Genomic DNA, 22,194 nt, shown 5'->3' with positions numbered 1-22,194 from the left:
TGCAGCCCGTCGCAGATGAGATCGGTCGGTCACCGATACGGCACATCGCTTCATGGCTTGCGCGGGATTTCGAATTCGATCGGGCAGTTGACCTGCCGCGAATGGCGCGCAAGGTCAAGCCGAATTGGTGAAGGGAGCGTTAATCTTTCGGCTTGTTCTGCTCGAAAGCGGCTTTTTGCACAGGAGAGGCTTCTTTCTGGTGCAGGTTCTTCCAATCCTCATAGGGCATGCCGTAGATCACCTCGCGCGACTCATCCTTGCTGACCGGCAGCCCGGCCTCTTCGGCCGCTTCGCGATACCAGTTGGAAAGGCAGTTGCGGCAGAAGCCGGCAAGATTCATCAGGTCGATATTCTGAACATCGCTGCGTTCGCGCAAATGCGCAACGAGACGGCGGAAGGCGGCAGCCTCGAGCTCGATCTCTTGTTCCTTGGTGAGCGTCGTCATCTCTTTCTCCTCAATTCGCTTGCCGGCTCATGCCTCATAAGGGCCAGTGCGCGAAGGATGGCGCTTATATTCATGGAGCGCGGCATCGGCATTGATCTCTGCGAAGATCGGCGCGAGGCGATCGGCCCATTCGGCAATGCCGGCCTCGTCGCCGATCAGATCCTGCCGAACCTCCAGCAGCGCATGCGCAATGCCTTTCATCATGCAATGGCGGAACATGGTGTCGTTGCGCAGCGCACCGTCATAAGGCTCGTTGTCTCCGATAACGAGATCGGTATCGGCGCCGAGCTTTGCAAGGAGCGGCACGACGGCGCGGTCGTCGCTATCCCACAGCACGCTGGCATGCCAGGGTCGCGGCACGCCTTTCCATGCCGGTGTGAAGGAGTGCATCGAGAAAACCAGGGGCGCCTTGCCCGTCGCCTCGGTTACGGCGGAAATCGTCTCGTCCACCGCCTTGTGATAGGGCCGGTGGAAGGCTTCTATGCGGTAATTCCATTCCTCGTCCGTAATCCGATGATTGCCCGGAATGATGGCTCCATCCGAGATCTTCATGATGAGCGTCGGGTCATCCTCGCCGCGGTTCGGATCGATCAGCAGACGGGAAAAGCCGCCCAGCACGCCGGGCACGCCCAGCCGCGCGCAGAGATGGCGGCATAGCCCTTCGATACCGATGTCATAGGCGATGTGGCGGGAAAGAGCGGTCTCCGGCAGGCCAAGGCTGCCGTAACGCTCGGGCAGGCGCCGCATGGCGTGGTCGCCGAGAATGACCATGCCTTTGTCACGATTGCCGGGTATGAATTCAAACGGTCTGAAATCGGTCATGCGGATTGTCGATTATTGAAATTTTCAACTCTTTGTTTGATTGCATGTGCGGATGGAAGGTGCAAGGTTTGCAGCTTCGATCGGATGGAGAGCGGCGCATGGTGCCGTCACCATCCCGTGAAGAAAATATAATCGATTAGAGTTGCGTTGACATTCATGGGATGGCGGCGCAAGAAGACGCAACAACGAATAACCGGGAGCCAATTGGAAGCCGTGTCCAGCCAAGTCGCGCCACGTTTCGTTAAGCGGTCAGGCCCGCTCGCCCGAATCGCCTTCCTCATCCTTGCTGCGGCCGCGCCGTTCTTCTTCATGCCGAATGCCGCCCATGCCGATTTCCGAACGTGCAACGGTACGCAGAACCTTGTTGGCGTGGCGATCGGCTATCGCGCGAAGGATGGCTGGGTGACGGAGGGCTGGTGGCAGATTCCGGCCAACACCTGCGCGACTTTGATCGAGGGGCCGCTTCAATCCCGCTATTATTACCTCTACGCAGAAGACGCGGCCCGCGGCGGCCGCTGGACGGGCGACGTCGAAATGTGCGTGGCGGAAAACGAATTCAAAATCCCAGGCGTCAAGGATTGCTACGCGCGTGGCTATCAGAAGATGGGATTCAAGGAATACGACACCGGGCGCCAGGCGAGCTGGATGGTTCAGCTTTCCGAGCCCTCGGGCAGCCAAGAAAGCCAGAATTGATGAGACGAAACCGAAAAGTCAAAATCCTCGCAACGCTCGGTCCGGCCTCCTCTTCGGAGGAAATGATCCAGAAGCTTCATGAGGCCGGCGCGGACCTGTTCCGCATCAATATGAGCCATGCCAGCCATGATGTGATGCGCACGCTGATCCAGCGTATTCGCGCCGTCGAAGCTCGCTGTGGTCGCCCGATCGGCATTCTCGCTGACTTGCAGGGTCCCAAGCTGCGCGTCGGCAAGTTTGCGGAAACCAAGGTCGATCTCAAGCCCGGCCAGACCTTTACGCTCGACAATCAGGATATCCCCGGCGACAACACGCGTGTCTACCTGCCGCACCCGGAAATCCTGGAATCGGTTCAGCCCGGCCACCGCCTGCTGATCGATGACGGCAAGCTGGCGCTGCGTGCCGAAAAGTGCGACGGCAAGAGCATCGTGACAACGGTCATTTCGGGCACCAAGATTTCCGACCGCAAGGGCGTCAGCCTGCCCGATACGCTGCTCGGCGTCGGCGCGTTGACCGATAAGGACCGCGCCGACCTCGACGCCGTTCTCGCGACCAATGAAGTCGACTGGGTTGCGCTCTCCTTCATCCAGCGCCCGGAAGATCTGACGGAAGTCCGCAAGATCTCCCACGGCCGCGTCGGCTTGATGTCGAAGATCGAAAAGCCGCAGGCTGTCGAGCGCATCGAGGAAATCATTGAGCTTTCCGACGCACTGATGGTGGCCCGCGGCGACCTTGGCGTGGAAATGCCGCTGGAAGCCGTTCCCGGCATTCAGAAGCAGCTGATCCGCGCCTGCCGCCGCTCCGGCAAGCCGGTGGTCGTTGCCACGCAAATGCTGGAATCGATGATCTCCGCGCCGGTCCCGACCCGCGCCGAAGTCTCAGACGTCGCGACTGCCGTCTTCGAAGGCGCCGATGCCGTTATGCTTTCTGCAGAATCTGCATCCGGCGACTATCCGGTCGAAGCCGTTTCCATGATGGCCTCGATTGCCGGCACCATCGAGCGCGAGCCGCATTATCCGGGCATCATCTATGCCCAGCGCGCGCTGCCTGAGGCAACTGGCGCCGATGCGATCTCGCTCGCCGCCCGCCAGATCGCCGAGACGCTGAAGCTTGCCGCCATCGTCTGCTACACGTCATCCGGCACCACCGGTCTGCGCGCTTCGCGCGAGCGTCCGCAAGTTCCGATCCTGGCGCTGTCGCCGATCATCCAAACGGCTCGCCGCCTGTCCGTGGTCTGGGGCATGCACTGTGTGGTCACTCATGATGCCACCGACCTCGACGACATGGTCAACAATGCCTGCCGTATCGTTGCCGAAGAAGGCTTCGGCAAGCCGGGCGACCGCATCATCATTTCGGCCGGCGTTCCGCTCGGCACGCCGGGCGCCACTAACATGCTTCGCATTGCCTATATCGGTTCGGACGGCCAGTCCGGCGTGTGATTGCCGACATCCGATTGCGGCAGCACCTGAAACATCCGAAACCCGCTGTCGAAAGACGGCGGGTTTTTTCTTGAAGCCGAAGCGCCTGCGATCCTCAAGCAGGCGGATTGAGAAGGAGATATGCCAATGAAAGTCGGATTTATCGGATTGGGTCAGATGGGCAGCGCCATGGCCGTCAATCTCATCAAGGCCGGGCATGAGGTGACCGTCTACAATCGTTCGCGCGACAAGGCCGAGGCTCTGGCCGGCGAGGGCGCCAAGGTTGCGGCGACCGTAGCGGATGCGTGCGGCGGCGAGGCTGTCTTCACCATGCTCGCTCATGACGATGCGCTATCGGCCGTCGTCCATGGCGATGGCGGCGTTCTGGCAAGCCTTGGCAAGGGTGCGGTTCATATTTCCGCCAGCACGATCAGCGTGGCGATGTCCGAGCGGCTCACTAAAGAGCACACCGCGGCGGGCCAGCGCTTCGTTGCCGCGCCCGTCTTCGGTCGCCCGGAAGCTGCTGCCGCGGCGAAGCTTTTCGTTGCCGCCGCGGGTGCGCCAGACGCCATCCAGTCGGTTACGCCGCTCTTCGACGCCATCGGTCAACGCACCTTCGTCCTCGGCGAGGAGCCGAAGTCTGCCAATCTCGTCAAGCTCAGCGGCAATTTCCTCATTGCTTCGGTCATCGAGTCGCTCGGCGAAGCCATGGCGCTGGTCGAGAAGGGTGGCGTCGACCGGCATGCCTATCTCGATCTCTTGACCTCGACGCTGTTCAACGCGCCTGTCTACAAGACCTATGGCGGGCTGATTGCGGATCGCAAGTTTCAGCCGGCGGGTTTCACCGCGCCACTCGGCCAGAAGGATATCCGGCTGGCATTGGCTGCCGGCGAGGCGCTGAACGTGCCGCTGCCGTTGGCGAGCCTGCTGCGTGATCGGTTCCTCAACCTGCTGGCGCATGGCGGCGAAGAGCTGGACTGGTCGGCGATTGGCGCGTTGGCGGCGAAGGATGCGGGGTTGGTGGGGTAATTGGCGGGCCTTGGAGGTGTCACCGTCGGCGATTGAGTTCGTGGAGGGTGTGCACCCCCCTCTGTCACTTCGTGACATCTCCCCCACAAGGGGGGAGATCGTTGGGAGCTTGCTGCTCTTCCTTTCGAACCGACGAATTGCAGTTTCTGCAGATACGATGTGCCTTGGGGCTCATGGGTGCCGCCCCAATCTCCCCCCTTGTGGGGGAGATGTCCCGACAGGGACAGAGGGGGGTATCACAGGTGCGGCAAACTGGTGGAAGCCAGGCGAACGGAGCGACCCCTTGCTAACCACCTTCCCACATGCAACCTTCCTCTCTTCAAGAGGAGGGACACCATGCATCTCACCACGTTGCTCGCCTTCGCCGCCGTTTCCTTCATCGGTATCGCAACGCCGGGGCCGACCGTGCTTCTGGCGCTGACCAATGGTTCGCGCTTCGGAGTCAGGCGGGCCCTGCCGGGCATGATCGGTGCCGTTCTTTCCGATGCCGTACTGATCAGCGCTGTTGCCATCGGCCTTGGCGCCCTGCTGGCGGCTTCTGAATTCTGGTTTTCGGCCCTGAAATGGGTGGGTGCAGCCTATCTTGCCTTTCTCGGCATCATGATGCTGCGCTCCAAGGGAAGCATCGACGGCGCGTTGCAGGCGAGCGCGGGCCAGACGAAAGGAACCGCGTTCTCGATTGGGCTGAAGAGCTTCATGGTCGCCGTCACCAATCCGAAGGGCTATCTCTTCTTTTCGGCCTTTCTGCCGCAGTTCATCGATCCCTCGGCGCCGCAGCTGCAGCAATATATCGTCCTCGGTGCGATCTTCGCCGCGCTCGATTTCATGATCATGTTCGGCTATGCGGTCTTCGGTTCGCAGGCCGTGCGTGTGCTGAAGTCGGAAGGGGCGAAATGGCTCGAGCGCGCCTGTGGCGGCGCGCTGCTGGCTCTTGCCGGATCACTGGCGCTCTATCGTCGCGCCGTGAATTAAAGGCCTAGTGACGGCTTAAGGCCGCCTCGAAGACTTCCCTGTCGACATTGCCGCCTGAGGTGACCGCGATCACGGTATCGCCGTCGATGTGCTTGCCGTGGAAAAGTGCCGCAGCAAGCGCGACGGCGCCGCCCGGCTCCACCACGATCTTCAAACGGGTGAAGGCGAGCGCCATGGCCTTCTGTGCTTCCTCATCCGTGACGACGAGACCAGGGCCGCAGAGGCGCTTCAGGATCGGGAAGGTGATGTTGCCCGGTTGTGGCGTGATGATGGCGTCGCAGATCGAGCCCTGTAGGGCGGCATTACGCTCGATCTTGCCCGAGGCCAGCGAGCGGGCAGTGTCGTCAAAATTTTCCGGCTCGCATGGATGCACCTTCAGGCCCGGAGCGCGGGATTCGAGCGCCAGTGCAATCCCCGAAGTCAGGCCTCCTCCGCCGCAGGGAACAAGGACGCTGGCCGTCTCGATGCCTTCCTCGGCGGCCTGTTCGGCAATTTCCAGCCCGGTCGTTCCCTGGCCAGCGATCACCTGCGGCTCGTCGAAAGGCTTGATGAGTGTCAGACCGCGCTCGCTGGAAATACGTGCGCCGATCTCATCGCGATCTTCCTTTACGCGATCGTAGAGCACGACCTCGGCACCGAAGGCACGGGTATTGGCGATCTTCAGCTTCGGCGCGTCGGTCGGCATGATGATGACGGCGGGGATGCCATGAAGCTTTGCGGCCAGCGCCACGCCCTGGGCATGGTTGCCGGAGGAGAAGGCGATCACGCCTCTGGCCCGCACGTTTGGCTCCAGCGCTGAAACAGCCGACCAGCCGCCGCGAAACTTGAAGGAGCCGGAGTGCTGCAGGCATTCGGCTTTCACGAACAAGCGGCGCCCGGCGATTTCATCGAGAAAGGGCGAGGAGAGCAGCGGCGTGCGGCGCGCCCGGACGCCGAGGCGAGTGCGGGCTGCTTCGATCATTGCGATATCGACCATGGAGGGATCACTCTTCTGATTTAGAAAGGCTTTCCATCCATAAAGCGCCGGACCTTCCTTTAAAATAGAGAGATTGTCTCCGTGACACTTCAGGCGATGCCAGGCAGCGAAAGATGCCCGACATTGTAGGTTTGGACACCCGGCCTGGCCGCATCTTTCGGCGGTTCGGCCAGGAGGCGGAAGCGCACCAGCGTCCAGTGCGTCGGCTCGAAGGCGGCGACCGATGCGAGCGCTTCGCCGTTCGAGATGACTTGCGCTGCTGCTTCGATCTCCTTCGCGCGGAGTTCGCCGAGCGATGTCTCGGCATCGATTGTGACCACCTCGCGTGTCGCGAATTTGGTGCGGCGGATACCCGCAGATGCCTCGGCGTGCCAGGCGATCCAGGTATTGACCTGGGGGCGACCGAAATTCTCCGTCAAGGCTTGGAAGCCTGGGCCGCAAACGAAATCGCTGAGACCTTCCTCCTGCTGCCAGACATAGAAGGGCGAGTAGAAATTCTGCCGGCTCCCCGTGATGGCATCGCCCTTTCTCGCCGTCAGGTAGGCCTTGAATTTCAAGCCTGGAAGATTGTCGAGCAGGGGACCTTTTTTGCGGATACGGCGATCGATGATCGCCATGTCGTAATCCGCGGGAAGGGGGAAATTATATTGCATGGCGATCATCGGTCATTCCTCCAGCCAGGTCACGGCGCTTCCATTCTCTGTCGCCTGGATGCTGATATAGGAGAAGGCGTTCTCCGGCCCCGCGCCGTGCCGGTGGCGCTCGTTCGGGGCGAAAGTGATGCAATCGCCGGCGCGCAGCTCTTCGGGCGGGCCGCCGAAACGCTCGGCAAGTCCGAGGCCGGATAGAACGTAGAGGATCTGTCCGTGCGGATGCGTATGCCAGCGTGTCATGATGCCGGCTTCGAGTTCGCAGCGCATGGCCGTGAAGCCGCCGTTTTCGGCGTTCTCCACCAGCGACTCCACCAGAAAGGAGGCCGTCGCGATGCCTTCGGGCGACGGTCGCATGTTCGTGCCGGCGCGATGGATGGCGGGCGATGGGGTAGATGTGGTCTGAGGCATCGCTCTTAGACCTGCTCGATCATCTGCGCGCGGCCGTCAGAGAAGGACCAATCCTCGCGCGTCGCAGTGGTGATGGTAATCATGATGTCTTCGGGACGGACGCCAGGCGCATCGCCAAGGAGTTCAGCGACGCGTCGATAGAAGGCTTTCTTGACCTGCGTGCTGCGCGGCTTGCCGATCGTGACATCGAAAAAGACGTAATCATCCGAGCGCGGCTTGCTGGCGAAATAGGTCCGATCGAAGACGAGTTCATGCGGCTCCAGCTGATGAATGGACTGAAAGCGGTCGGTCGGCGGTACATCAAAGGCCTCGACCAGAGCGCGGTGGAAATTATCCGAAAGTGCCTTGAGATATTCCGGCGACTTGCCGCGCAGAAGGGTGATGCGGGTGAATGGCATGGGGATCGCTCCTGTTCCGTGTCACTTGACGATCATAGAATGCCAGCGGATAATCATCCTGAAAATCAGATAATTCCAAATATATAGTCCCAAAAATATGGATGGTTATCCATGCGAAAAGTCATCTTCGATCTCGATGTGCTGCGCAGCTTCGTTACCGGCATGGATCTCGGCAGTTATGCCAAGGCGGCCGACAGGCTAGGGCGTTCGACCTCGGCGATCAGTGCCCAGCTGAAGAAGCTGGAAGAGCAGGCGGGTATGCCGATTTTCCGAAAGGCGGGGCGGGGGTTGGCGTTGACGGAAGCCGGCGAGACGATGCTTGGCTATGCCCGGCGGCTGCTTGATCTCAACGACGAGGCGGCCACGGCGCTGCATGGGACGGAGCTTGAGGGCTGGGTGCGGCTCGGCTTGCAGGAGGATTTCGGCGAGACGCTGCTGCCGGACGTATTGGGGCGCTTCGCCCGTGCTCATCCGAAAGTGCGCATCGAGGCGCGTGTCGTGCGCAATGCCGAGCTTGTGGAGCGGGTAACGTCAGGCAAGCTCGACTTGGCGCTTGCCTGGAGCGACGGCTTTCGCACGGCCTACACAGACCGTATCGCCGAAGTGCCACTGTGCTGGGTCGGTCCGGCCAATGGCATGATGCACTGGCATGCCGACAGCGGTGAGGTCATGCCGTTGGCTTCGCTTGAGGCGCCATGCCTGCTGCGCAACATCGCCACGAAGACGCTCGATCGCGCCGGCATCGGCTGGCGGATATCCTTTGTCAGCCCGAGCCTCGGCGGGCTCTGGGCCGCGACGGCGGCGGGTCTCGGTCTGACACTGCGCACGCCGCTCGGCTTGCCGCCAAAGGTACGGCAATTGACGCCTGGCGAGGCGGGCCTGCCGGCGTTGCCGACGCTCGATCTCGTTCTGCATCGTGCCGAGGCGGAGGGAAGCCCGGCGACGGAGCGGCTGGCATCCATCATGTTGCAGACAGTGCGGCAGACAATCGAGACCGTGCCGCAGAGCCGCATATTCGAGGATGCGCCCAGTCACGATGTCGTCATGGCCTGAGATATGGCAGAGGATTCCGCAGATTCCTCCGTCAGGCTGGCGATGCGGATTTCAGCCTGGGCGGCAAGCACTTGCAGATCGCGCGGCTGGCCCGCCAGCCTTTCCATGGCGGCGATCGCGACATCCGTCGTTACATAATCCGGCTTGTGGCCGAGATTGCGGATGGTGATGAGTTCGGCGCCTGCGATATCGCGGGCGAGCCCGCGCGAATGCAATTCCTCCAGCACGACATCATCACTGTCGCCGGTGATGATGATGGTGGGCGCCTTGATCTCGCTGTAGCGCGGCGCGTGAGCGGAGACATAGGCAAAGAGATTGACCACGTCGATTGCGTTGTTGCGGAAGGTCTGGGGCCGCAACACCAGTTCCGGTGCCGTCTTCATGATGTAGTCCGCTGGTCGCGCATTTGGGCGGAAGATGCTGAGCGTGCCGGTCTCGACCCGGCGCAAGCCGAGCGGGATGACGAAAAGCTGAGTGAAGAGCCAGCCGAAGACGGGGGTGGCGGCAAGCGTATAGTACCAGTCGACGCCGCCCGACCAGGGGTGCGTCGCCGGGGAGAGCGACTGTCTTGGATGTCAAGCGTTTTGCCATGGTTTGTTGTCTCGGATGATGGCGTTGAGGATTGTGATCAGTTTTCGCATGGTTGCGACGATGGCGACGATCTTCGGCTTGCCTGATGCGACCAGCTTGTCCCTGAAGGCCTTGAGGCCTGGGTTATGACGGCTGGCGACGAGAGCTGCCATGAAGAGGACGGCGCGCACCTTGCCGCGGCCGCCGCCGATGAAGCTCTTGCCCTTCCATTTTCCCGATTGCCGCGTCCAGGGCGCAAGGCCTGCCAGCGCGGCGATCTGGCGGCGGTCGAGACTGCCAAGTTCCGGCAGTTCGGCTAACAGCGTGCGCGCCGTTGTCGGCCCGACGCCCGGCACGGAGGTCAAGAGTGCCTCGCGCACCCGCCAGACCGGTGATTTACGGATATGATCGTCGAGATCCGCATCAAGGCTTTCGAGCTCGCGGCGCAGGGCCGCAAGCAGGCGCTTGACGCTTTTCTGCGCCTGCTTTGCCAGCACCATGCGCAACCGGTTCTCTTCGGCCACGATCATCTGCACGATCTGGCGCCTGCGCGCCACCAGTTCGGACAAAGCCTGGGTCTCGGCATCGCGTAACGGCCGCACCTCCGGCTTCGTCGCCAGCACGAAGGCAGCGATGACGGCGGCATCGATCGGATCGGTCTTGGCCCTGCGGCCAATGGCATGGGCATAGGCGCGCACTTGCGCCGGATTGACGACGAGGACCGTCAAGCCCGCCGATGACAGCCCGGCCACCGCCAGGGTCTCGAAACCACCTGTCGCCTCAAGCGCGATCGCATCGGCGCCGATGGCTTTCAGCCGAACAATCAGATCATCAATGCCGGCATGGTCATTGCCGACGGCAAAAACCTCACCCTGCGGTGCGACAGCCACATCGAGCCGGTCCTTCGAAACATCGATGCCAACAATCTTCTCCATCTGATCCCATCCTTGCCTAAGCGGGCTTTGCTTGCGCAAGCGGCCCTGGCGACTGTTCGGGTTCAATGGAACGGCGGATGAAGACCCTCGCTCTCCCACGGGCTTCGTGTCCCAAAGGTGCATCGGTCTTCCATCCGCCACCGCAACAGGCATTACAGCCTCAATCGCGGATAAAGGGAAGTTACAAGGAAGAGCAGCCCCTCGGTCTTCTCCGGATGGCGCATGCCGAAGGCGGCCGCGATCGCACCGCCGAAGGAGTGGCCGATGATGATGGCGCTCCTGATGCCGCGCTTCTCCATGAGCTTGGCAATGGCATCGGCCTGACCTGAGGGAAGGGCGTTTTCGGCAGGCCCGCGTTCGGAATAGCCATGACCTGGACGGTCGACGAACAGCATTTCAGCGCGGCCGGCCAAAGGTGCGGCAAAGGCTTCGAACTGATCTCGCAGATTGCCGCTCGCCCCATGGATAAAGACCAAGGCCGGCAGATCAGCTGTTGCCGGGCGCGACAGATGCACGGCGTTGAGGCGATAGCCGCCGATATCGGTAAGCTCGCCAATATTGGGATGGGCCTGCTCGATGGCACGGGTTTTGTAGGCGGAAAAGCCTGCGGCGAAAACGATAAGGATAACGGTGACGGCGAACAAAGAATCGATCATTGCGGCACGGATCAAATATCTTAAGACGCTAATCTAGCGCGATATTGCGGCTTTTCATCCCTCCAAATGCGATTTCCGCCGGGAGACCGCCGCATGCAATCAGGTGCGGCTGCCGGCAAGTTTTTCCGAGAGCTTGCCCGCTTCTTCCTGGGCCGATCGATTCGCCGGGTAGACCTCCAGAAAGCGGTCCCAGATCTTCAGAGCCTGTGCGTCGTTGCCGCGCTCGGTCAGCATCGCCGCCATGCCGGCCAGCGCGCCGAAATGACGCGGCTCGATGCGCAGCACCTGATTGATGTCTTCCATCGACTTGCGATAGTCGCCGATCGCAAAATTGAGCGTGGCGCGTCGGTTCCAGCCTTCGACATAGTCGGGCTTCAGCGAGATCACCTGATCGAGATAATCCATCGCGGCGGCATTACGCTTTTCCTGAATGGCCTTGTCGGCCCATTGCATCAGGAGATTGATGGTGGCGCTGCCGGAATCGCTGAGCTCGGCACTGATCTGGTCCGCAATCAGGCTTGCCTGGTCGGGATCACGCTGCCGCCTGAGCGCTGTGAACAGATTGTCGAGCTGCTGCTTGGGTGACAGGGTGCCGGAGGAGGAGCCGGAATTCTGCTTTTCCACAGGGTTCGGCTCATCAGCCAGCGCCGCATGGGGCGCAGAGGCAGCCAGGGCAAGGAGAATCGGCAGGGCCAGATATGACAAAGCAAAAACGCGCATGGCGGGCATAGTAGCCCGCCAATGTCGAAGATCAAAACAAATTTGATGCGATCAACTAAAACTGAGGCCCGATCCATGGGATCTGAGCCGCGCGCTATATCAGCCCTGACGAGCCTTGTAGCGCGGGTTCAGCTTGTTGATGATGTAGATGCGGCCCTTGCGGCGGACGAGACGGTTGTCACGATGGCGCGCCTTGAGCGACTTGAGCGAATTCTTGATCTTCATTTTTCTGATCCGCGATCTCTGAGGGGGAATGTCACATTCGCCCGGGTCTTTTAACAATCAAAAGCGCGCTCGGGGCGCGCTCTTTAGGGTGGGGAGCAAATACCCTGTCATACCGGGCCTGTCAACCATGTCAGGGCTTTTTCCCGCTGCTCTTAGCGGAGAAGCTGTGTGACATGGCCCATCTTGCGGCCCGGCCGGGCTTCGGTCTTGCCGTAGAGATGCACGAGCGTGTCGTCAAGGCGCAGCCATTGCGGCAGTGCCAGGATGTCGTCGCCGATCAGATTCGTCATGACACAGTCCGAATGGCGCTGGGGATTTCCGAGTGGCAGGCCGGCGACGGCGCGGATATGCTGCTCGAATTGCGAGATGACGCAGGCGGCTTCCGTCCAGTGGCCGGAATTATGGACGCGCGGCGCCATTTCATTGGCGATCAGGCTGCCGTCGGCCAGCACGAAGAACTCAATACCGATGACGCCGACATAACCAAGCGCCGTCAATATCTTCTCCGCAGCGTCGCGCGCAGCCGCGGCCGTCTCCCGCGAAATGCTCGCCGGCAGCGTCGAGGTGTGGAGAATGCCGTTGTGATGAACGTTCTCCGCCGGATCGTAGCAGGCGACTTTCCCGTCGCTGCCGCGAGCAGCGATGATCGAGATTTCGCGCTCGAAGGATACGAAGCTTTCCAGAATCAGCGGCACGCTGCCCAAGGCTGCATAGCCGCCTTCGGCGCTGTCGGCGGCGGAGCGATAAACGCGCTGGCCTTTGCCGTCATAGCCGAGACGGCGCGTCTTCAGCACGCCCTGACCGCCGAAATCGGCGAGCGCCTTTTCGAGATCGTCCTGGCTATCGACGGCATGAAAACGGGCCGTCGGAATGCCGCAACCATTGATGAAGCTCTTTTCGGTCAGCCGGTCCTGCGCCATTTCCAGTGCCTTGGGCGGCGGATAGACCTTTACCTGCAAGGCAAGATCCTCGGCGGCGGTCACGGGCACATTCTCGAATTCATAGGTCACGACATCGCAGCGCTTCGCCAGCTCGGCAAGCGCGGCCGCATCGTCATAGGCGGCCGCTATCTGCGCGTTGGCGACATGGGCGGCCGGGCAATCCGCCTGCGGCTCGAGGATGACGGTGCGAAAATTCAGGCGTGCGGCCGCCATGGCCAGCATGCGGCCGAGCTGGCCGCCGCCGATGATGCCGATCGTCTTCGCGTTCATAGGTCGTCCATCGGATATTCGGCGACTGCCGCGCTCTGGCGTGCCCGCCATTCGTCGAGCCGGTCGGCGATCTCTTCATCGCCGAGCGCCAGCACGGCGGCGGCAAGAAGGGCGGCATTGACGGCGCCGGCCTTGCCGATCGCAAGCGTGCCGACAGGAATGCCGGCTGGCATCTGCACGATCGAGAGAAGACTGTCCTGGCCGGAGAGCGCGCGGGATTGCACCGGCACGCCGAAGACGGGCAGCGGCGTCATGGAAGCCGCCATGCCCGGCAGGTGTGCTGCGCCGCCGGCGCCGGCGATGATGACCTTGAAGCCCTCGTCCTTTGCGCCCTTGGCGAAGTTCACCAGCCTGTCCGGCGTACGATGAGCGGAAATGATGCGCGCATCATAGGTGATTTCAAGCGCTTCCAAGGTGTCCGCGGCATTCTTCATGGTTTCCCAGTCGGACTGGCTTCCCATGATGATGGCGACAGGCGGTCTTTCGGTCAGCATCGTTGCGTTGTGCTCCTCAGGCGATGATATCGGGTATAATCTGGTCTTCCAGCTTGGTCAGCTTGTCCTTGATGACGAGCTTCTTTTTCTTCATGCGCTGGATACGAAGGGCGTCGCAGCCCGTCTCGATCATGGCATTGATTGCGGCATCATAATCCTCGTGTTCCTGGCGCAAACGCGCCACGATCAGCCTGATTTCCGCCTGTTCCTGATCGGCCATGTTCATTTCCCCAGCATATTGCGGAATCGCATTCGTTCCGCCTCCTGAATTCCGCAAGCTCCTATCACCAAATGACGATAACGGGAAGTTATCCTTCATCACGAATTTGCCGCCTATAGGCCACGTTTTCGCCTTCGACAAAGGCTCGATCTTATGGCACAGTGGCCGGGTTGACACCTAGAGCCTTGGCGAATGGATGGTCAGGGCTCTTAAGAGGAAGGAAGGGTCATATGACTGTTCAAGCTCATCTTGAATCGCTCGAAAAGAAACATGTCGCGCTTGAGGAGGCGCTGCATGCGGCAATGTCATCTCCCTCTAGCAATGATACGGAAATAGCCGACATCAAACGCAGGAAACTGCGCGTCAAGGACGAAATCCAACGTCTGCGTTCCTCCGTTCACTGAGGCAACGTTCCAAAGTTCAAAAACCATCGATCTTGAGGGCAGAGAGGCGGATCGAAAGGTCTTAAGGCAAATTCCCCGTCAGGATCGATGAGCATTTCCGTCTAACGGATGCGCCAACTTCATAGCGTCGGAGGTAGGGGTTGGCGCAATTTTCCTGAAACAACGTCTTCAGGACCAGAACTGATCCAGCCACAAATTCAGCTTGTCGAAGCCGCGGCTGTTGACCGCATAGATGCGTTTCGTGCCTTCGTTGGTGACGGAAACGAGGTTGCTGTCGAGCAGCGCCTTGAGATGCTGTGAGACGGCCGGGCGGCTGATCGGCAGGCCTTGCGCCAGTTCGTTGACCGTCTTGGGTGCGCGGCGCAATTCCTCCAGCAGATGACGCCGGTTCGGATCCGCGATGGCTGCGAAAGGGTCCATGGTCGACATGGGCGAAAGCTACGTCAAACACCAAAGGGCGGCAAGTTAATTGTGCGCTGCATGATATATTGTGAGAATGGTCGCTTGCGAAGGTTCGCGTCGTAAGTGTCCTCTGCTGCGAATTGCCGGTTTCGGCCGCTGCCCCTTGTCAGAGAGAGCTAACGGATTTACTCACGATTGTCGAACCGGTGCGCCGTCGCTGACGATGGAAGCCGAAACCATGGAAGCTCGCATGACCGTGCCCGAAGATCGTTGCCGCCTCGTTCTCATCGTTCCCGATATTGCCGATATCGAGCAGCGGGCGAAGGCGGTGGCCGATGCCTTGAGGGGCGGAGACGTCGCCTCGGTGATCATTCCTCAATATGGTCTCGATGACAGCACCTTCCAGAAACATGCGGAAAAGCTGGTGCCGGTCATCCAGGCCGCAGGTGCGGCGGCACTCATTGCCGGGGACAGCCGCATCGCGGGTCGTGCCAAGGCCGACGGGCTGCATATCGCCGGCAATATTGCCGAGCTTACGGAAGCCGTCGAAAAATTCGTGCCGAAGCTGATCGTCGGCGGTGGCAGCGCGGCCGACAGACATAGCGCGCTGGAGGTCGGCGAGCTCAGGCCGGACTATATCTTCTTCGGCAAGCTTGACGGCGACATCAAGCCGGAGGCGCATCCGAAAAACCTGGCGCTTGGCGAATGGTGGGCCTCCATGATCGAAATTCCCTGCATCGTCATGGGTGGCACCGATCCGAAGTCGGCACTGGACGTAGCCCTGACGGGTGCGGAGTTCGTCGCGCTGCATCAGGCGGTTTTTGCCGACCCTGCGGCAGCCCCCTCCGTCGTCGCCGAAGTGAATGCGCTTCTGGACGAAAAAGCGCCACGGTTTGAGGATTGATAGCGATTCATGTCGTCAGCGCCTCGATTCCGCCATCGATCCTTCCTTGCCGTGCTTGCAGCCGGGCTCGCGGCATTTCCGTTGCTGGCCGCAGCGCAATCAGGCAACAGTGATACGTCGCTGCCCGGTGTTTCGCAGCCGGCGGAGAAGGGCGCGCGTCCCGATGACAATGCACAATCCGACGACGATACCACCGTGCCGGCTGCACCGCGGCACAACGACAATGTCATGACGCGGCCTTTGGGCGCCGATGCAGGCACCTTCAAGACCGAAAAGATTCAGCCGGGCGCGGAGCCGAAAGCTGACAGCGAGATCAAGCCATCCCAGGGTGTCGGGGTTTTCGAGCGCATGGGGGCAAACTTGCCCGACCTGCCGCCGGAAAAGCCCTTCACCGGCAAGGTGGACGATGCTTATGGCGCCTTCCAGCGCGGCTATTACCTGACCGCCTTCCAAAAAGCATTGCCGCGGGCGCAGCTTGGCGATCCGGCCGCACAGACCTTGATCGCGGAGCTGATGGCACAGGGCCTGGGCGTCAAACGCGACACGAAGGACGCCGCCTTCTGGTACGGCAAGGCGGCCGAGGGTGGCGATCCCACGGCGATGTTCAAATACGCGCTGATCCTGATGGAAGGGCGCGATGTGCCCCGCGATCAGAACAAGGCCGACGACTGGATGAAGAAGGCGGCCGATGCGGGTCAACCTTCGGCGGAATTCAACGTAGCCCAGATGCTGACGGCCGAAAATCCAGGCCCCAAGGGACTGCAGATGGCGCTTCCCTATTATGAGAAATCCGCCGAGCAGGGCATCGCCGACGCGCAATATGCCGTGTCGCAGCTCTATCTCAACCTTCCCGACCTGCCGCCGGAAAAGAAAGCGCGTGCGCGGGAATGGCTGTCGCGTGCCGCCAATGCAGGCTTCGATACCGCACAGCTCGACATGGGCATCTGGCTGATCAACGGCACAGGCGGCGCACAGGATCTCGAAAACGGCTTCAACTGGATGCGGGTTGCAGCCTATCGCGGCAACGTCGTTGCGCAAAACAAGCTGGCGCATCTTTATATCAACGCCATCGGCACGAAGCAGGATCCGGTGGCTGCCGCCACCTGGTATGTCATTTCCCGCCGTGCCGGCCTGAAAGACCCGGAGCTCGAGGATTTCTATCAAGGCATCGAGGACTATCAACAGAAGGCAGCTATCGACGCAGCCAACAAGTATCGGCGCGCGCGATAATCGCGATAATTAAGTGTCGGATTGAGCCCTGGCGGAGCTGATCTGAGGTCAGTTTGTGTCTGCCATGGTCTCGCCACTTGAAATTCCCCCGATTTTATGGTCTTGAGGCCGCCAATCTTTATTTCCGCTGACGCTCCCGCTCCGTCGGGGCCTGCTTTCAGGCCCGATCAGCGCTTTCTGCATTACCCAAGGAAACCCGATGGCCCGTTCTGCTCTTCTCAATGTCATGGTTCAGGCTGCCCTCAAGGCAGGCAAGTCGCTCAGCCGGGATTTCGGCGAAGTGCAGAACCTGCAGGTTTCGGTGAAGGGACCGGGCGATTTTGTCAGCCAGGCGGATCTGAAGGCGCAGAAGATCATCCGCGACGAGCTGATGAAGGCCCGTCCGACGTATGGTTTCCTCGGCGAGGAAAGCGAAGAGGTCAAGGGCACGGATGGTGCTCATCGCTGGATCGTCGATCCGCTCGACGGTACCACCAATTTCCTGCACGGCATTCCGATGTTTGCCGTCTCGATCGCGCTTGAGCGCAACGACGAGATCGTCGCCGGCGTCATCTTCAATCCGGCGACCGACGAACTCTATACGACCGAACGCGGCGGCGGCGCATTCCTCAACGATCGTCGCCTGCGCGTCGCCTCGCGCCGTGTGCTGTCGGACAGCGTCATCGGCTGCGGCGTTCCGCATCTCGGCCGCGGCAATCACGGCAAGTTCCTCGTCGAGTTGCGTCATGTCATGGGCGAGGTTGCCGGCGTGCGCCGTCTCGGTTCCGCATCGCTCGATCTTGCCTATGTTGCTGCCGGCCGCTTTGACGGCTTCTGGGAAACCGGCCTGTCTCCCTGGGACATCGCAGCCGGCATTCTGCTGATCCGCGAAGCAGGCGGTTTCGTCTCGGATTTTCATGGCGGCACGGACATGCTCGGCACCAATTCGATCATCTGCGGCAACGAGCATATCCAGAAAGCACTCGCCGAAGTGGTTAAACGACCGATCCCGACGAAATAAGCCATTCCTTCGTTCGCTTTTTCGAATGACAAAACAGTCTGTTGCCAACGGACTGTTTTGTGCTTTCCGTCTCTTCAATTCGGCACAATGTTGCTCTAGTCTCCGCCTGCGGAAGATGCGGTGTCGGAGTGTGTGATGGAAAATGTGAATCTGTCGGATCTCGGATCGACCGACAACGTATCGGGAAATTACGCCTACAAGCTTTCAAGCCCGATGGCTTTCTTCTGGACGATGGTTCTTTTCCTGGTCATCGTCGGCTTCATCGTGGCAATCCTTTTCCGCCAGGCGCAGGTCGCCTTCCTGCACAATCCCGGCCTAAATGGCCTGATCGTCGGCGTTCTGGTGGTCGGCATCCTCCTGGTCTTCAACCATGTGCTGATGCTGAGGCCGGAGGTTCGCTGGTTCAATCATTTCCGTGCCGTCGGCAATGCGGACAAGGTCGGGCGCAACCCCCGGCTGCTGGCCCCGATGCGGGCGCTGCTCGGCAACCGCCGGGCGATGCAGCTATCCACCGCGACCCTGCGCTCGATCCTCGATTCGATCGCCACGCGTCTCGACGAATCGCGCGATACCTCGCGCTATCTGATCGGCCTCCTCGTCTTTCTCGGCCTTCTCGGCACTTTCTGGGGTCTGATCGGCACGATCGGCTCGATCAACGACGTCATTCAGGGCCTCGATGCCGGCACCGGCGACACCGGCGATATTCTGGGCGCTCTGAAGACTGGGCTTTCCGGTCCGCTGGTCGGTATGGGTACGGCCTTCTCCTCCTCGCTGCTCGGTCTTTCCGGCTCGCTGATCCTCGGTTTCCTCGATCTACAGGCCGGTCGTGCGCAGAACCGTTTCTACACGGAGCTCGAGAACTGGCTTTCCTCGGTCACGGATGTCGGATCCGATATCGCTCCGGTCATTGAAGGCACGGCGGGCGCTTCTTCGGAGGATGTGCGGGCGCTCTCCGACTATCTGCGCAAGATCGCGGAGGAGGGCGGCGGCCAGCGTTCGGTGACCGCCATGGCAAACCTCGCCGAAGGCATTCAGGGCCTGGTCAAGAACATGCGCAACGAGCAGCAGATGCTGCGGGACTGGATCGAGGCGCAGCAGGAAGAGGCGAAATCGATGCGCCGCACGCTCGATCGGCTTGCAGACCGGATTAGCCATACCGAGAAGTCCGGGAGCAAGTAGGCCATGGCGCTCGCCCGCAACCGACGCCATCAGAGAAGCGTCGACTACTGGCCCGGCTTCGTCGACGCGTTGTCCACGCTGCTGATGGCGATCATGTTCCTGCTGACGGTATTCGTCGTTGGCCAGTTCATCCTCAGCCGTGAGATTTCGGGGCGCGACGAGGTGCTCAATCGACTCAACAGCCGCATCAACGATCTGGTGCAGCAGCTGGCGCTGGAGAAGGGCGGCAAGCAGGATCTGGAGGATGCCGTCGCCAATCTGCAAGCGTCGCTGTCCTCGGCGGAGACCGAGCGGTCGCGGCTGCAGGCCCTGCTCGCAGCGGGTTCCGGCAGCAGCCAGGCTGCAGAGCAGCGGGCCGGATCGCTTTCGCAGGAGCTTGACGAGCAGAAGCAGGTGAGCGCGCGGGCGATGAGCCAGGTTGATCTGCTCAACCAACAGATTGCCGCCCTGCGCAGCCAGATCGCCGCTATTGAAGCTGCCCTTCAGGCTTCGGAAGCGAAGGATCAGTCATCGCAGGTGAAGATTGCCGATCTTGGCCGGCGGCTGAATGTGGCTTTGGCGCAGCGCGTGCAGGAACTGAACCGCTATCGTTCCGACTTCTTTGGGCGCCTGCGCGAAATCCTTTCCGACCGCGATAACATCCGCATCGTCGGCGACCGCTTCGTCTTCCAGTCCGAAGTGCTGTTTCCGTCCGGCGCTGCCGATCTCAATCCGGCGGGGCAAGCGGAGATGACCAAGCTTGCAGCCGCTCTCATCGATCTTTCCAAGGAAATTCCGCCCGAGATCAACTGGGTGCTGCGCGTCGATGGCCATACGGATAATGTGCCGCTTTCAGGCAACGGGCGTTACCCGGACAACTGGGCTTTGTCATCCGCGCGCGCCATCGCCGTCGTCAAGTTCCTGATCTCTCAGGGCGTGCCTGCCGACAGGCTTGTCGCCGCCGGTTTTGGTGAATTCCAGCCGATCGCACCGGGCGATACGCCGGATGCCCGCGCCACCAACCGCCGCATCGAGCTGAAGCTGACGGAGAAGTAATCGGTCATCGCTCCGGCGATGCGACACTATCGAGGCGTGCCTGCAGGAATTGCCGCACGGCTTCGCTGTCACTGAGGCCGATTGCGGTGCGGTATGCGTGGGGGGCGTTTTCCATATCGCCAGTCTCGGTCAGCAGATGAGCGCGCACGGCCCAATAGGGCTGATAGTTGACGATGTCGCGCCCAGCCATTCGGTCAAGAAGAGCCAAGCCCGCAGCAGGGCCTTCCACTTTGCCCGTCACAGCGGCGTGGCTGACGCGCGCGCCGGTCGTCGGCTTCATGATCACAAGCGCTTCATAGAGCCTGGCAAGAGCGGCCCAGTCGGTCATGCCCGAGCGTCGCCGGTCGGCATGCACGGACTGGATCGCAGCCTGACACTGGAATGGACCGAAACGGCCGAATGCACCCGCCCTTCGCAACAGATTGTCGGCTTCCACGATCATTTCGACATCCCAAAGGGCCATGTCCTGCTCGTCGAGAGGGACATATCGTCCATTCGCGTCGCGCCGCGCTTCACGACGGGATTGGCTGTAGAGCATCAGCGACAACAAGCCCGCCGCTTCCGGCTCCTCGGGCAGGGTCGCAAGCAGAGTGCGGCCGAGCCAGATGGCCTCATCCGCTAGGAATCCCTGCTTGCCGATCTCTCCGTCGACCCCGTCCCAGCCGAGGCCATAGGCGGCATATATCGCCGAGAGTACGCTTTCCAACCGGTCCGGCAACACGGACCGTTCCGGAACGATAAAAGGGATATGTGCGTCGCGGATCTTGATTTTTGCCCGCACCAGCCGCTGGCTCATGGCTTGCGGCGAAACGAGGAAGGCCTTGGCTATGGTTGCGGCATCGACGGCCAGCACGGATTGCAGCATCAGGGGAGTGTGGGCCGAGCGATCCAAAGCCGGATGGGCGCAGACGAAGAGGAGCTTCAGGCGCTCGTCCGGAAAGGCGGAATTGTCGGCATTCATGCGTTCCTCCGCTTCTTCGAAGGCCATCATGATCCTCTCGCGGGCTCCGGCCCTGACGTTCTCGTGCCTGACCCGGCGAAGGAGGTTGCGCCTGGCCGCAACCAGCAGCCAGGCTTCCGGATTGTCGGGGATGCCGCGTTCCGGCCAAGTACTCAGCGCTGCAGCGATCGCATCGGACAAAGCATCCTCGGCCGCCGGCACGTCGCGGAAGCGCGCGGCGAGAAAGGCAATCAGCTTGCCGTAGGATTGACGCGCCGTTTGCTCGGCGGCGCGTCCGGCATCCAGCGTCATTTGGTGGCTACATCTGCAATCGCGGCCGTATCTCGACCGAACCTTGCTGGGAGATCGGTACGCGCAGAGCCCATTCCAGCGCGGCATCGAGATCCGGCACATCGATCAGATAGAAGCCGCCAAGCTGCTCCTTACCGTCAGGGAAGGGGCCATCCTTCACCTCATGATCCTCGCCCTGGCGACGGACGACCGTTGCCGTTTCCGGCGCCGTCAATCCCGCGCCCCCCGTCATGATGCCAGCCTGGACAAGGGCCTGAGTGTAGGCGATCCAGCCGTTCTTATAGGTCGGATCGGCGCGACGCCCAAAATCCTCGGCTGATTCACGGATGATCAAAGCATATTGCATGAGACAGATCTCCCATTTGCAGTTTTGACGATGGCCGGGCGGTGCACGCCGGAAAGCTGAATGCCGGAATATACAACACCGCTGGCAAAACGGCTTCCTGCCGCTTCGATATGATGAGTCGTGAGCCCGCGTGAATTCGACACTCGCGGAAAGATTTTTTCAAATTCGTGGCCGAAAAATCAAAACGGCCGGCATGCCCGAAGGGCAGCCAGCCGTTGATGGCTTTGCAGCGAGTGCGTGACGCGAGAATTATGCGGTGGCGGTGGTCTGGTCGTCGATAACGGCGCCGCCGACGTGAGCCTTGATCGATTCGATGGCATGCAGGGCCGAGGCCTTCGCCTTATAGCCTTCCGAACCGAACATGGTTTCGCCGTTCGAGGCCTTGAAGCGGAAGCGAAACTCGCCAGCCTTGTCCTTGTAGACTTCAAATTTATACATGGTTCTCGTCTCCTAGAATCGCGTCAGCGCGGGATAACGCCGAAAATCTAGCTCAACTTTGAAACTATTTCCACAAGGTTGTATTTGGCACGACTTGCCCGATTAT

27 protein-coding genes and 2 pseudogenes are annotated in these 22,194 nt (G+C 61.0%); 11 read left to right on the top strand and 18 right to left on the bottom strand.

The features are described from left to right. Positions 1 to 139: 139 nt before the first annotated feature. Positions 140 to 445 (bottom strand): DUF1244 domain-containing protein, encoded by a 306-nt coding sequence (locus I8E17_RS12930; RefSeq protein WP_069613238.1) that lies wholly within the window; start codon positions 443 to 445, stop codon positions 140 to 142. Positions 446 to 472: 27 nt separating this feature from the next. After that, a complete protein-coding gene (locus I8E17_RS12925; RefSeq protein WP_069613237.1) occupies positions 473 to 1,267 on the bottom strand; it encodes an N-formylglutamate amidohydrolase in 795 nt (264 codons plus the stop codon). Positions 1,268 to 1,471: 204 nt separating this feature from the next. On the opposite strand from I8E17_RS12925, the gene I8E17_RS12920 reads away from it, so the two are divergent. The 4 genes from I8E17_RS12920 (at position 1,472) to I8E17_RS12905 (ending at position 5,379) form a co-directional block, all read left to right on the top strand. Further along, positions 1,472 to 1,960: a DUF1036 domain-containing protein gene (locus tag I8E17_RS12920; protein WP_069613236.1), complete on the top strand. Its 489-nt coding sequence runs from the start codon at positions 1,472 to 1,474 to the stop codon at positions 1,958 to 1,960. Further along, positions 1,960 to 3,399, top strand: coding sequence for a pyruvate kinase (gene pyk, locus I8E17_RS12915; RefSeq protein ID WP_069613235.1), 1,440 nt, complete (start codon positions 1,960 to 1,962; stop codon positions 3,397 to 3,399). Before I8E17_RS12920 ends, pyk begins: the two co-directional genes overlap by 1 nt. Positions 3,400 to 3,525: 126 nt before the next feature. Continuing rightward, complete coding sequence (locus tag I8E17_RS12910; protein WP_069613234.1) at positions 3,526 to 4,407, top strand: NAD(P)-dependent oxidoreductase; 882 nt, start codon at positions 3,526 to 3,528, stop codon at positions 4,405 to 4,407. Between the two features lie 336 nt (positions 4,408 to 4,743). Next, positions 4,744 to 5,379 (top strand): LysE family translocator, encoded by a 636-nt coding sequence (locus tag I8E17_RS12905; protein ID WP_069613233.1) that lies wholly within the window; start codon positions 4,744 to 4,746, stop codon positions 5,377 to 5,379. A 4-nt stretch (positions 5,380 to 5,383) separates the two neighbouring features. Here I8E17_RS12905 and I8E17_RS12900 read toward each other — a convergent pair whose 3' ends face one another. The 4 genes from I8E17_RS12900 to I8E17_RS12885 all read right to left on the bottom strand — a co-directional run bounded on the left by I8E17_RS12900 (position 5,384) and on the right by I8E17_RS12885 (position 7,814). Continuing rightward, complete coding sequence (locus I8E17_RS12900) at positions 5,384 to 6,355, bottom strand: threonine/serine dehydratase (RefSeq protein WP_069613232.1); 972 nt, start codon at positions 6,353 to 6,355, stop codon at positions 5,384 to 5,386. An 89-nt stretch (positions 6,356 to 6,444) separates the two neighbouring features. Next, positions 6,445 to 7,017, bottom strand: a complete 573-nt coding sequence (locus I8E17_RS12895) for a DUF4865 family protein (RefSeq protein WP_069613231.1) — start codon at positions 7,015 to 7,017, stop codon at positions 6,445 to 6,447. A 3-nt stretch (positions 7,018 to 7,020) separates the two neighbouring features. Further along, the gene (locus I8E17_RS12890; protein ID WP_069613230.1) at positions 7,021 to 7,416 is read right to left on the bottom strand and encodes a cupin domain-containing protein; all 396 of its coding nucleotides are present in this window, start codon (positions 7,414 to 7,416) and stop codon (positions 7,021 to 7,023) included. Between the two features lie 5 nt (positions 7,417 to 7,421). After that, entirely contained in the window at positions 7,422 to 7,814 is a 393-nt protein-coding gene (locus I8E17_RS12885; RefSeq protein ID WP_069613229.1) for a tautomerase family protein, read from the bottom strand. A 111-nt stretch (positions 7,815 to 7,925) separates the two neighbouring features. Here I8E17_RS12885 and I8E17_RS12880 point away from each other — a divergent pair, with 111 nt between their 5' ends. Continuing rightward, entirely contained in the window at positions 7,926 to 8,867 is a 942-nt protein-coding gene (locus I8E17_RS12880) for a LysR substrate-binding domain-containing protein (RefSeq protein WP_069613228.1), read from the top strand. Here I8E17_RS12880 and I8E17_RS12875 read toward each other — a convergent pair. The 8 genes and pseudogenes from I8E17_RS12875 to I8E17_RS12840 all read right to left on the bottom strand — a co-directional run. After that, positions 8,846 to 9,427, bottom strand: a pseudogene (locus tag I8E17_RS12875) (alpha/beta hydrolase); the annotation flags it as partial. The gene I8E17_RS12880 and the pseudogene I8E17_RS12875 overlap by 22 nt on opposite strands. Positions 9,428 to 9,442: 15 nt before the next feature. Next, the gene (locus I8E17_RS12870) at positions 9,443 to 10,372 is read right to left on the bottom strand and encodes an IS110 family transposase (RefSeq protein WP_112723452.1); all 930 of its coding nucleotides are present in this window, start codon (positions 10,370 to 10,372) and stop codon (positions 9,443 to 9,445) included. Positions 10,373 to 10,557: 185 nt separating this feature from the next. Then, positions 10,558 to 11,028, bottom strand: a pseudogene (locus I8E17_RS12865) (alpha/beta fold hydrolase); the annotation flags it as partial. Between the two features lie 99 nt (positions 11,029 to 11,127). Then, positions 11,128 to 11,757, bottom strand: coding sequence for a hypothetical protein (locus tag I8E17_RS12860; protein WP_069613226.1), 630 nt, complete (start codon positions 11,755 to 11,757; stop codon positions 11,128 to 11,130). A 90-nt stretch (positions 11,758 to 11,847) separates the two neighbouring features. After that, on the bottom strand, positions 11,848 to 11,973 hold the full coding sequence (gene ykgO, locus I8E17_RS12855; protein ID WP_003582204.1) for a type B 50S ribosomal protein L36: 126 nt from the start codon (positions 11,971 to 11,973) through the stop codon (positions 11,848 to 11,850). A gap of 152 nt (positions 11,974 to 12,125) precedes the next feature. Beyond that, positions 12,126 to 13,184, bottom strand: coding sequence for a 5-(carboxyamino)imidazole ribonucleotide synthase (locus I8E17_RS12850; RefSeq protein WP_219511446.1), 1,059 nt, complete (start codon positions 13,182 to 13,184; stop codon positions 12,126 to 12,128). Continuing rightward, positions 13,181 to 13,678, bottom strand: a complete 498-nt coding sequence (gene purE / locus I8E17_RS12845; protein ID WP_173002428.1) for a 5-(carboxyamino)imidazole ribonucleotide mutase — start codon at positions 13,676 to 13,678, stop codon at positions 13,181 to 13,183. Before purE ends, I8E17_RS12850 begins: the two co-directional genes overlap by 4 nt. 16 nt (positions 13,679 to 13,694) lie before the next feature. Beyond that, a complete protein-coding gene (locus tag I8E17_RS12840; RefSeq protein WP_015341042.1) occupies positions 13,695 to 13,898 on the bottom strand; it encodes a DUF465 domain-containing protein in 204 nt (67 codons plus the stop codon). Between the two features lie 230 nt (positions 13,899 to 14,128). Here I8E17_RS12840 and I8E17_RS12835 point away from each other — a divergent pair, with 230 nt between their 5' ends. Beyond that, positions 14,129 to 14,302: a DUF465 domain-containing protein gene (locus I8E17_RS12835; RefSeq protein ID WP_069613224.1), complete on the top strand. Its 174-nt coding sequence runs from the start codon at positions 14,129 to 14,131 to the stop codon at positions 14,300 to 14,302. A 168-nt stretch (positions 14,303 to 14,470) separates the two neighbouring features. Here I8E17_RS12835 and I8E17_RS12830 read toward each other — a convergent pair whose 3' ends face one another. Further along, positions 14,471 to 14,731 (bottom strand): metalloregulator ArsR/SmtB family transcription factor, encoded by a 261-nt coding sequence (locus tag I8E17_RS12830; RefSeq protein ID WP_015341040.1) that lies wholly within the window; start codon positions 14,729 to 14,731, stop codon positions 14,471 to 14,473. 223 nt (positions 14,732 to 14,954) lie between these two features. On the opposite strand from I8E17_RS12830, the gene I8E17_RS12825 reads away from it, so the two are divergent. The 5 genes from I8E17_RS12825 (at position 14,955) to I8E17_RS12805 (ending at position 20,052) form a co-directional block, all read left to right on the top strand. Further along, positions 14,955 to 15,608, top strand: a complete 654-nt coding sequence (locus tag I8E17_RS12825) for a thiamine phosphate synthase (RefSeq protein ID WP_069613328.1) — start codon at positions 14,955 to 14,957, stop codon at positions 15,606 to 15,608. Positions 15,609 to 15,617: 9 nt separating this feature from the next. After that, positions 15,618 to 16,838, top strand: coding sequence for a tetratricopeptide repeat protein (locus I8E17_RS12820; protein WP_069613223.1), 1,221 nt, complete (start codon positions 15,618 to 15,620; stop codon positions 16,836 to 16,838). 199 nt (positions 16,839 to 17,037) lie between these two features. Further along, positions 17,038 to 17,838: an inositol monophosphatase family protein gene (locus tag I8E17_RS12815; RefSeq protein ID WP_069613222.1), complete on the top strand. Its 801-nt coding sequence runs from the start codon at positions 17,038 to 17,040 to the stop codon at positions 17,836 to 17,838. A 135-nt stretch (positions 17,839 to 17,973) separates the two neighbouring features. Next, a complete protein-coding gene (locus I8E17_RS12810) occupies positions 17,974 to 19,017 on the top strand; it encodes a flagellar motor protein MotA (protein WP_069613221.1) in 1,044 nt (347 codons plus the stop codon). 3 nt (positions 19,018 to 19,020) lie between these two features. Further along, positions 19,021 to 20,052: a peptidoglycan -binding protein gene (locus I8E17_RS12805; RefSeq protein WP_069613220.1), complete on the top strand. Its 1,032-nt coding sequence runs from the start codon at positions 19,021 to 19,023 to the stop codon at positions 20,050 to 20,052. Between the two features lie 4 nt (positions 20,053 to 20,056). Here the strand turns inward: I8E17_RS12805 and I8E17_RS12800 are convergent, their stop codons facing one another. The 3 genes from I8E17_RS12800 to I8E17_RS12790 all read right to left on the bottom strand — a co-directional run bounded on the left by I8E17_RS12800 (position 20,057) and on the right by I8E17_RS12790 (position 22,088). Further along, positions 20,057 to 21,304 carry a DUF6596 domain-containing protein gene (locus I8E17_RS12800; RefSeq protein WP_069613219.1) on the bottom strand — a complete coding sequence of 416 codons (1,248 nt, stop codon included), beginning with the start codon at positions 21,302 to 21,304 and terminating at the stop codon, positions 20,057 to 20,059. Positions 21,305 to 21,311: 7 nt separating this feature from the next. Further along, complete coding sequence (locus I8E17_RS12795; protein ID WP_069613218.1) at positions 21,312 to 21,650, bottom strand: YciI family protein; 339 nt, start codon at positions 21,648 to 21,650, stop codon at positions 21,312 to 21,314. 249 nt (positions 21,651 to 21,899) lie between these two features. Beyond that, on the bottom strand, positions 21,900 to 22,088 hold the full coding sequence (locus I8E17_RS12790; protein ID WP_015341032.1) for a YegP family protein: 189 nt from the start codon (positions 22,086 to 22,088) through the stop codon (positions 21,900 to 21,902). Between the last annotated feature and the right edge of the window lie 106 nt (positions 22,089 to 22,194).

It is taken from the genome of Rhizobium sp. AB2/73 (assembly GCF_020871915.1).
Taxonomy (GTDB): Bacteria; Pseudomonadota; Alphaproteobacteria; order Rhizobiales; family Rhizobiaceae; genus Rhizobium; species Rhizobium dioscoreae.
The sequence above is the reverse complement of the archived record's forward strand: the minus strand, read 5'-3'. Positions and strand labels throughout refer to the sequence as shown.

Excerpts from the sequence above, each read along its gene's own strand:
- I8E17_RS12930 (WP_069613238.1), bottom strand. The coding sequence starts at position 445 with ATGACGACGCTCACCAAGGAACAAGAGATCGAGCTCGAGGCTGCCGCC.
- I8E17_RS12925 (WP_069613237.1), bottom strand. The coding sequence starts at position 1,267 with ATGACCGATTTCAGACCGTTTGAATTCATACCCGGCAATCGTGACAAA.
- pyk (WP_069613235.1), top strand. The coding sequence starts at position 1,960 with ATGAGACGAAACCGAAAAGTCAAAATCCTCGCAACGCTCGGTCCGGCC.
- I8E17_RS12910 (WP_069613234.1), top strand. The coding sequence starts at position 3,526 with ATGAAAGTCGGATTTATCGGATTGGGTCAGATGGGCAGCGCCATGGCC.
- I8E17_RS12905 (WP_069613233.1), top strand. The coding sequence starts at position 4,744 with ATGCATCTCACCACGTTGCTCGCCTTCGCCGCCGTTTCCTTCATCGGT.
- I8E17_RS12900 (WP_069613232.1), bottom strand. The coding sequence starts at position 6,355 with ATGGTCGATATCGCAATGATCGAAGCAGCCCGCACTCGCCTCGGCGTC.
- I8E17_RS12895 (WP_069613231.1), bottom strand. The coding sequence starts at position 7,017 with ATGATCGCCATGCAATATAATTTCCCCCTTCCCGCGGATTACGACATG.
- I8E17_RS12890 (WP_069613230.1), bottom strand. The coding sequence starts at position 7,416 with ATGCCTCAGACCACATCTACCCCATCGCCCGCCATCCATCGCGCCGGC.
- I8E17_RS12885 (WP_069613229.1), bottom strand. The coding sequence starts at position 7,814 with ATGCCATTCACCCGCATCACCCTTCTGCGCGGCAAGTCGCCGGAATAT.
- I8E17_RS12880 (WP_069613228.1), top strand. The coding sequence starts at position 7,926 with ATGCGAAAAGTCATCTTCGATCTCGATGTGCTGCGCAGCTTCGTTACC.
- I8E17_RS12870 (WP_112723452.1), bottom strand. The coding sequence starts at position 10,372 with ATGGAGAAGATTGTTGGCATCGATGTTTCGAAGGACCGGCTCGATGTG.
- I8E17_RS12860 (WP_069613226.1), bottom strand. The coding sequence starts at position 11,757 with ATGCCCGCCATGCGCGTTTTTGCTTTGTCATATCTGGCCCTGCCGATT.
- ykgO (WP_003582204.1), bottom strand. The coding sequence starts at position 11,973 with ATGAAGATCAAGAATTCGCTCAAGTCGCTCAAGGCGCGCCATCGTGAC.
- I8E17_RS12850 (WP_219511446.1), bottom strand. The coding sequence starts at position 13,184 with ATGAACGCGAAGACGATCGGCATCATCGGCGGCGGCCAGCTCGGCCGC.
- purE (WP_173002428.1), bottom strand. The coding sequence starts at position 13,678 with ATGCTGACCGAAAGACCGCCTGTCGCCATCATCATGGGAAGCCAGTCC.
- I8E17_RS12840 (WP_015341042.1), bottom strand. The coding sequence starts at position 13,898 with ATGGCCGATCAGGAACAGGCGGAAATCAGGCTGATCGTGGCGCGTTTG.
- I8E17_RS12835 (WP_069613224.1), top strand. The coding sequence starts at position 14,129 with ATGACTGTTCAAGCTCATCTTGAATCGCTCGAAAAGAAACATGTCGCG.
- I8E17_RS12830 (WP_015341040.1), bottom strand. The coding sequence starts at position 14,731 with ATGTCGACCATGGACCCTTTCGCAGCCATCGCGGATCCGAACCGGCGT.
- I8E17_RS12825 (WP_069613328.1), top strand. The coding sequence starts at position 14,955 with ATGACCGTGCCCGAAGATCGTTGCCGCCTCGTTCTCATCGTTCCCGAT.
- I8E17_RS12820 (WP_069613223.1), top strand. The coding sequence starts at position 15,618 with ATGTCGTCAGCGCCTCGATTCCGCCATCGATCCTTCCTTGCCGTGCTT.
- I8E17_RS12815 (WP_069613222.1), top strand. The coding sequence starts at position 17,038 with ATGGCCCGTTCTGCTCTTCTCAATGTCATGGTTCAGGCTGCCCTCAAG.
- I8E17_RS12810 (WP_069613221.1), top strand. The coding sequence starts at position 17,974 with ATGGAAAATGTGAATCTGTCGGATCTCGGATCGACCGACAACGTATCG.
- I8E17_RS12805 (WP_069613220.1), top strand. The coding sequence starts at position 19,021 with ATGGCGCTCGCCCGCAACCGACGCCATCAGAGAAGCGTCGACTACTGG.
- I8E17_RS12800 (WP_069613219.1), bottom strand. The coding sequence starts at position 21,304 with ATGACGCTGGATGCCGGACGCGCCGCCGAGCAAACGGCGCGTCAATCC.
- I8E17_RS12795 (WP_069613218.1), bottom strand. The coding sequence starts at position 21,650 with ATGCAATATGCTTTGATCATCCGTGAATCAGCCGAGGATTTTGGGCGT.
- I8E17_RS12790 (WP_015341032.1), bottom strand. The coding sequence starts at position 22,088 with ATGTATAAATTTGAAGTCTACAAGGACAAGGCTGGCGAGTTTCGCTTC.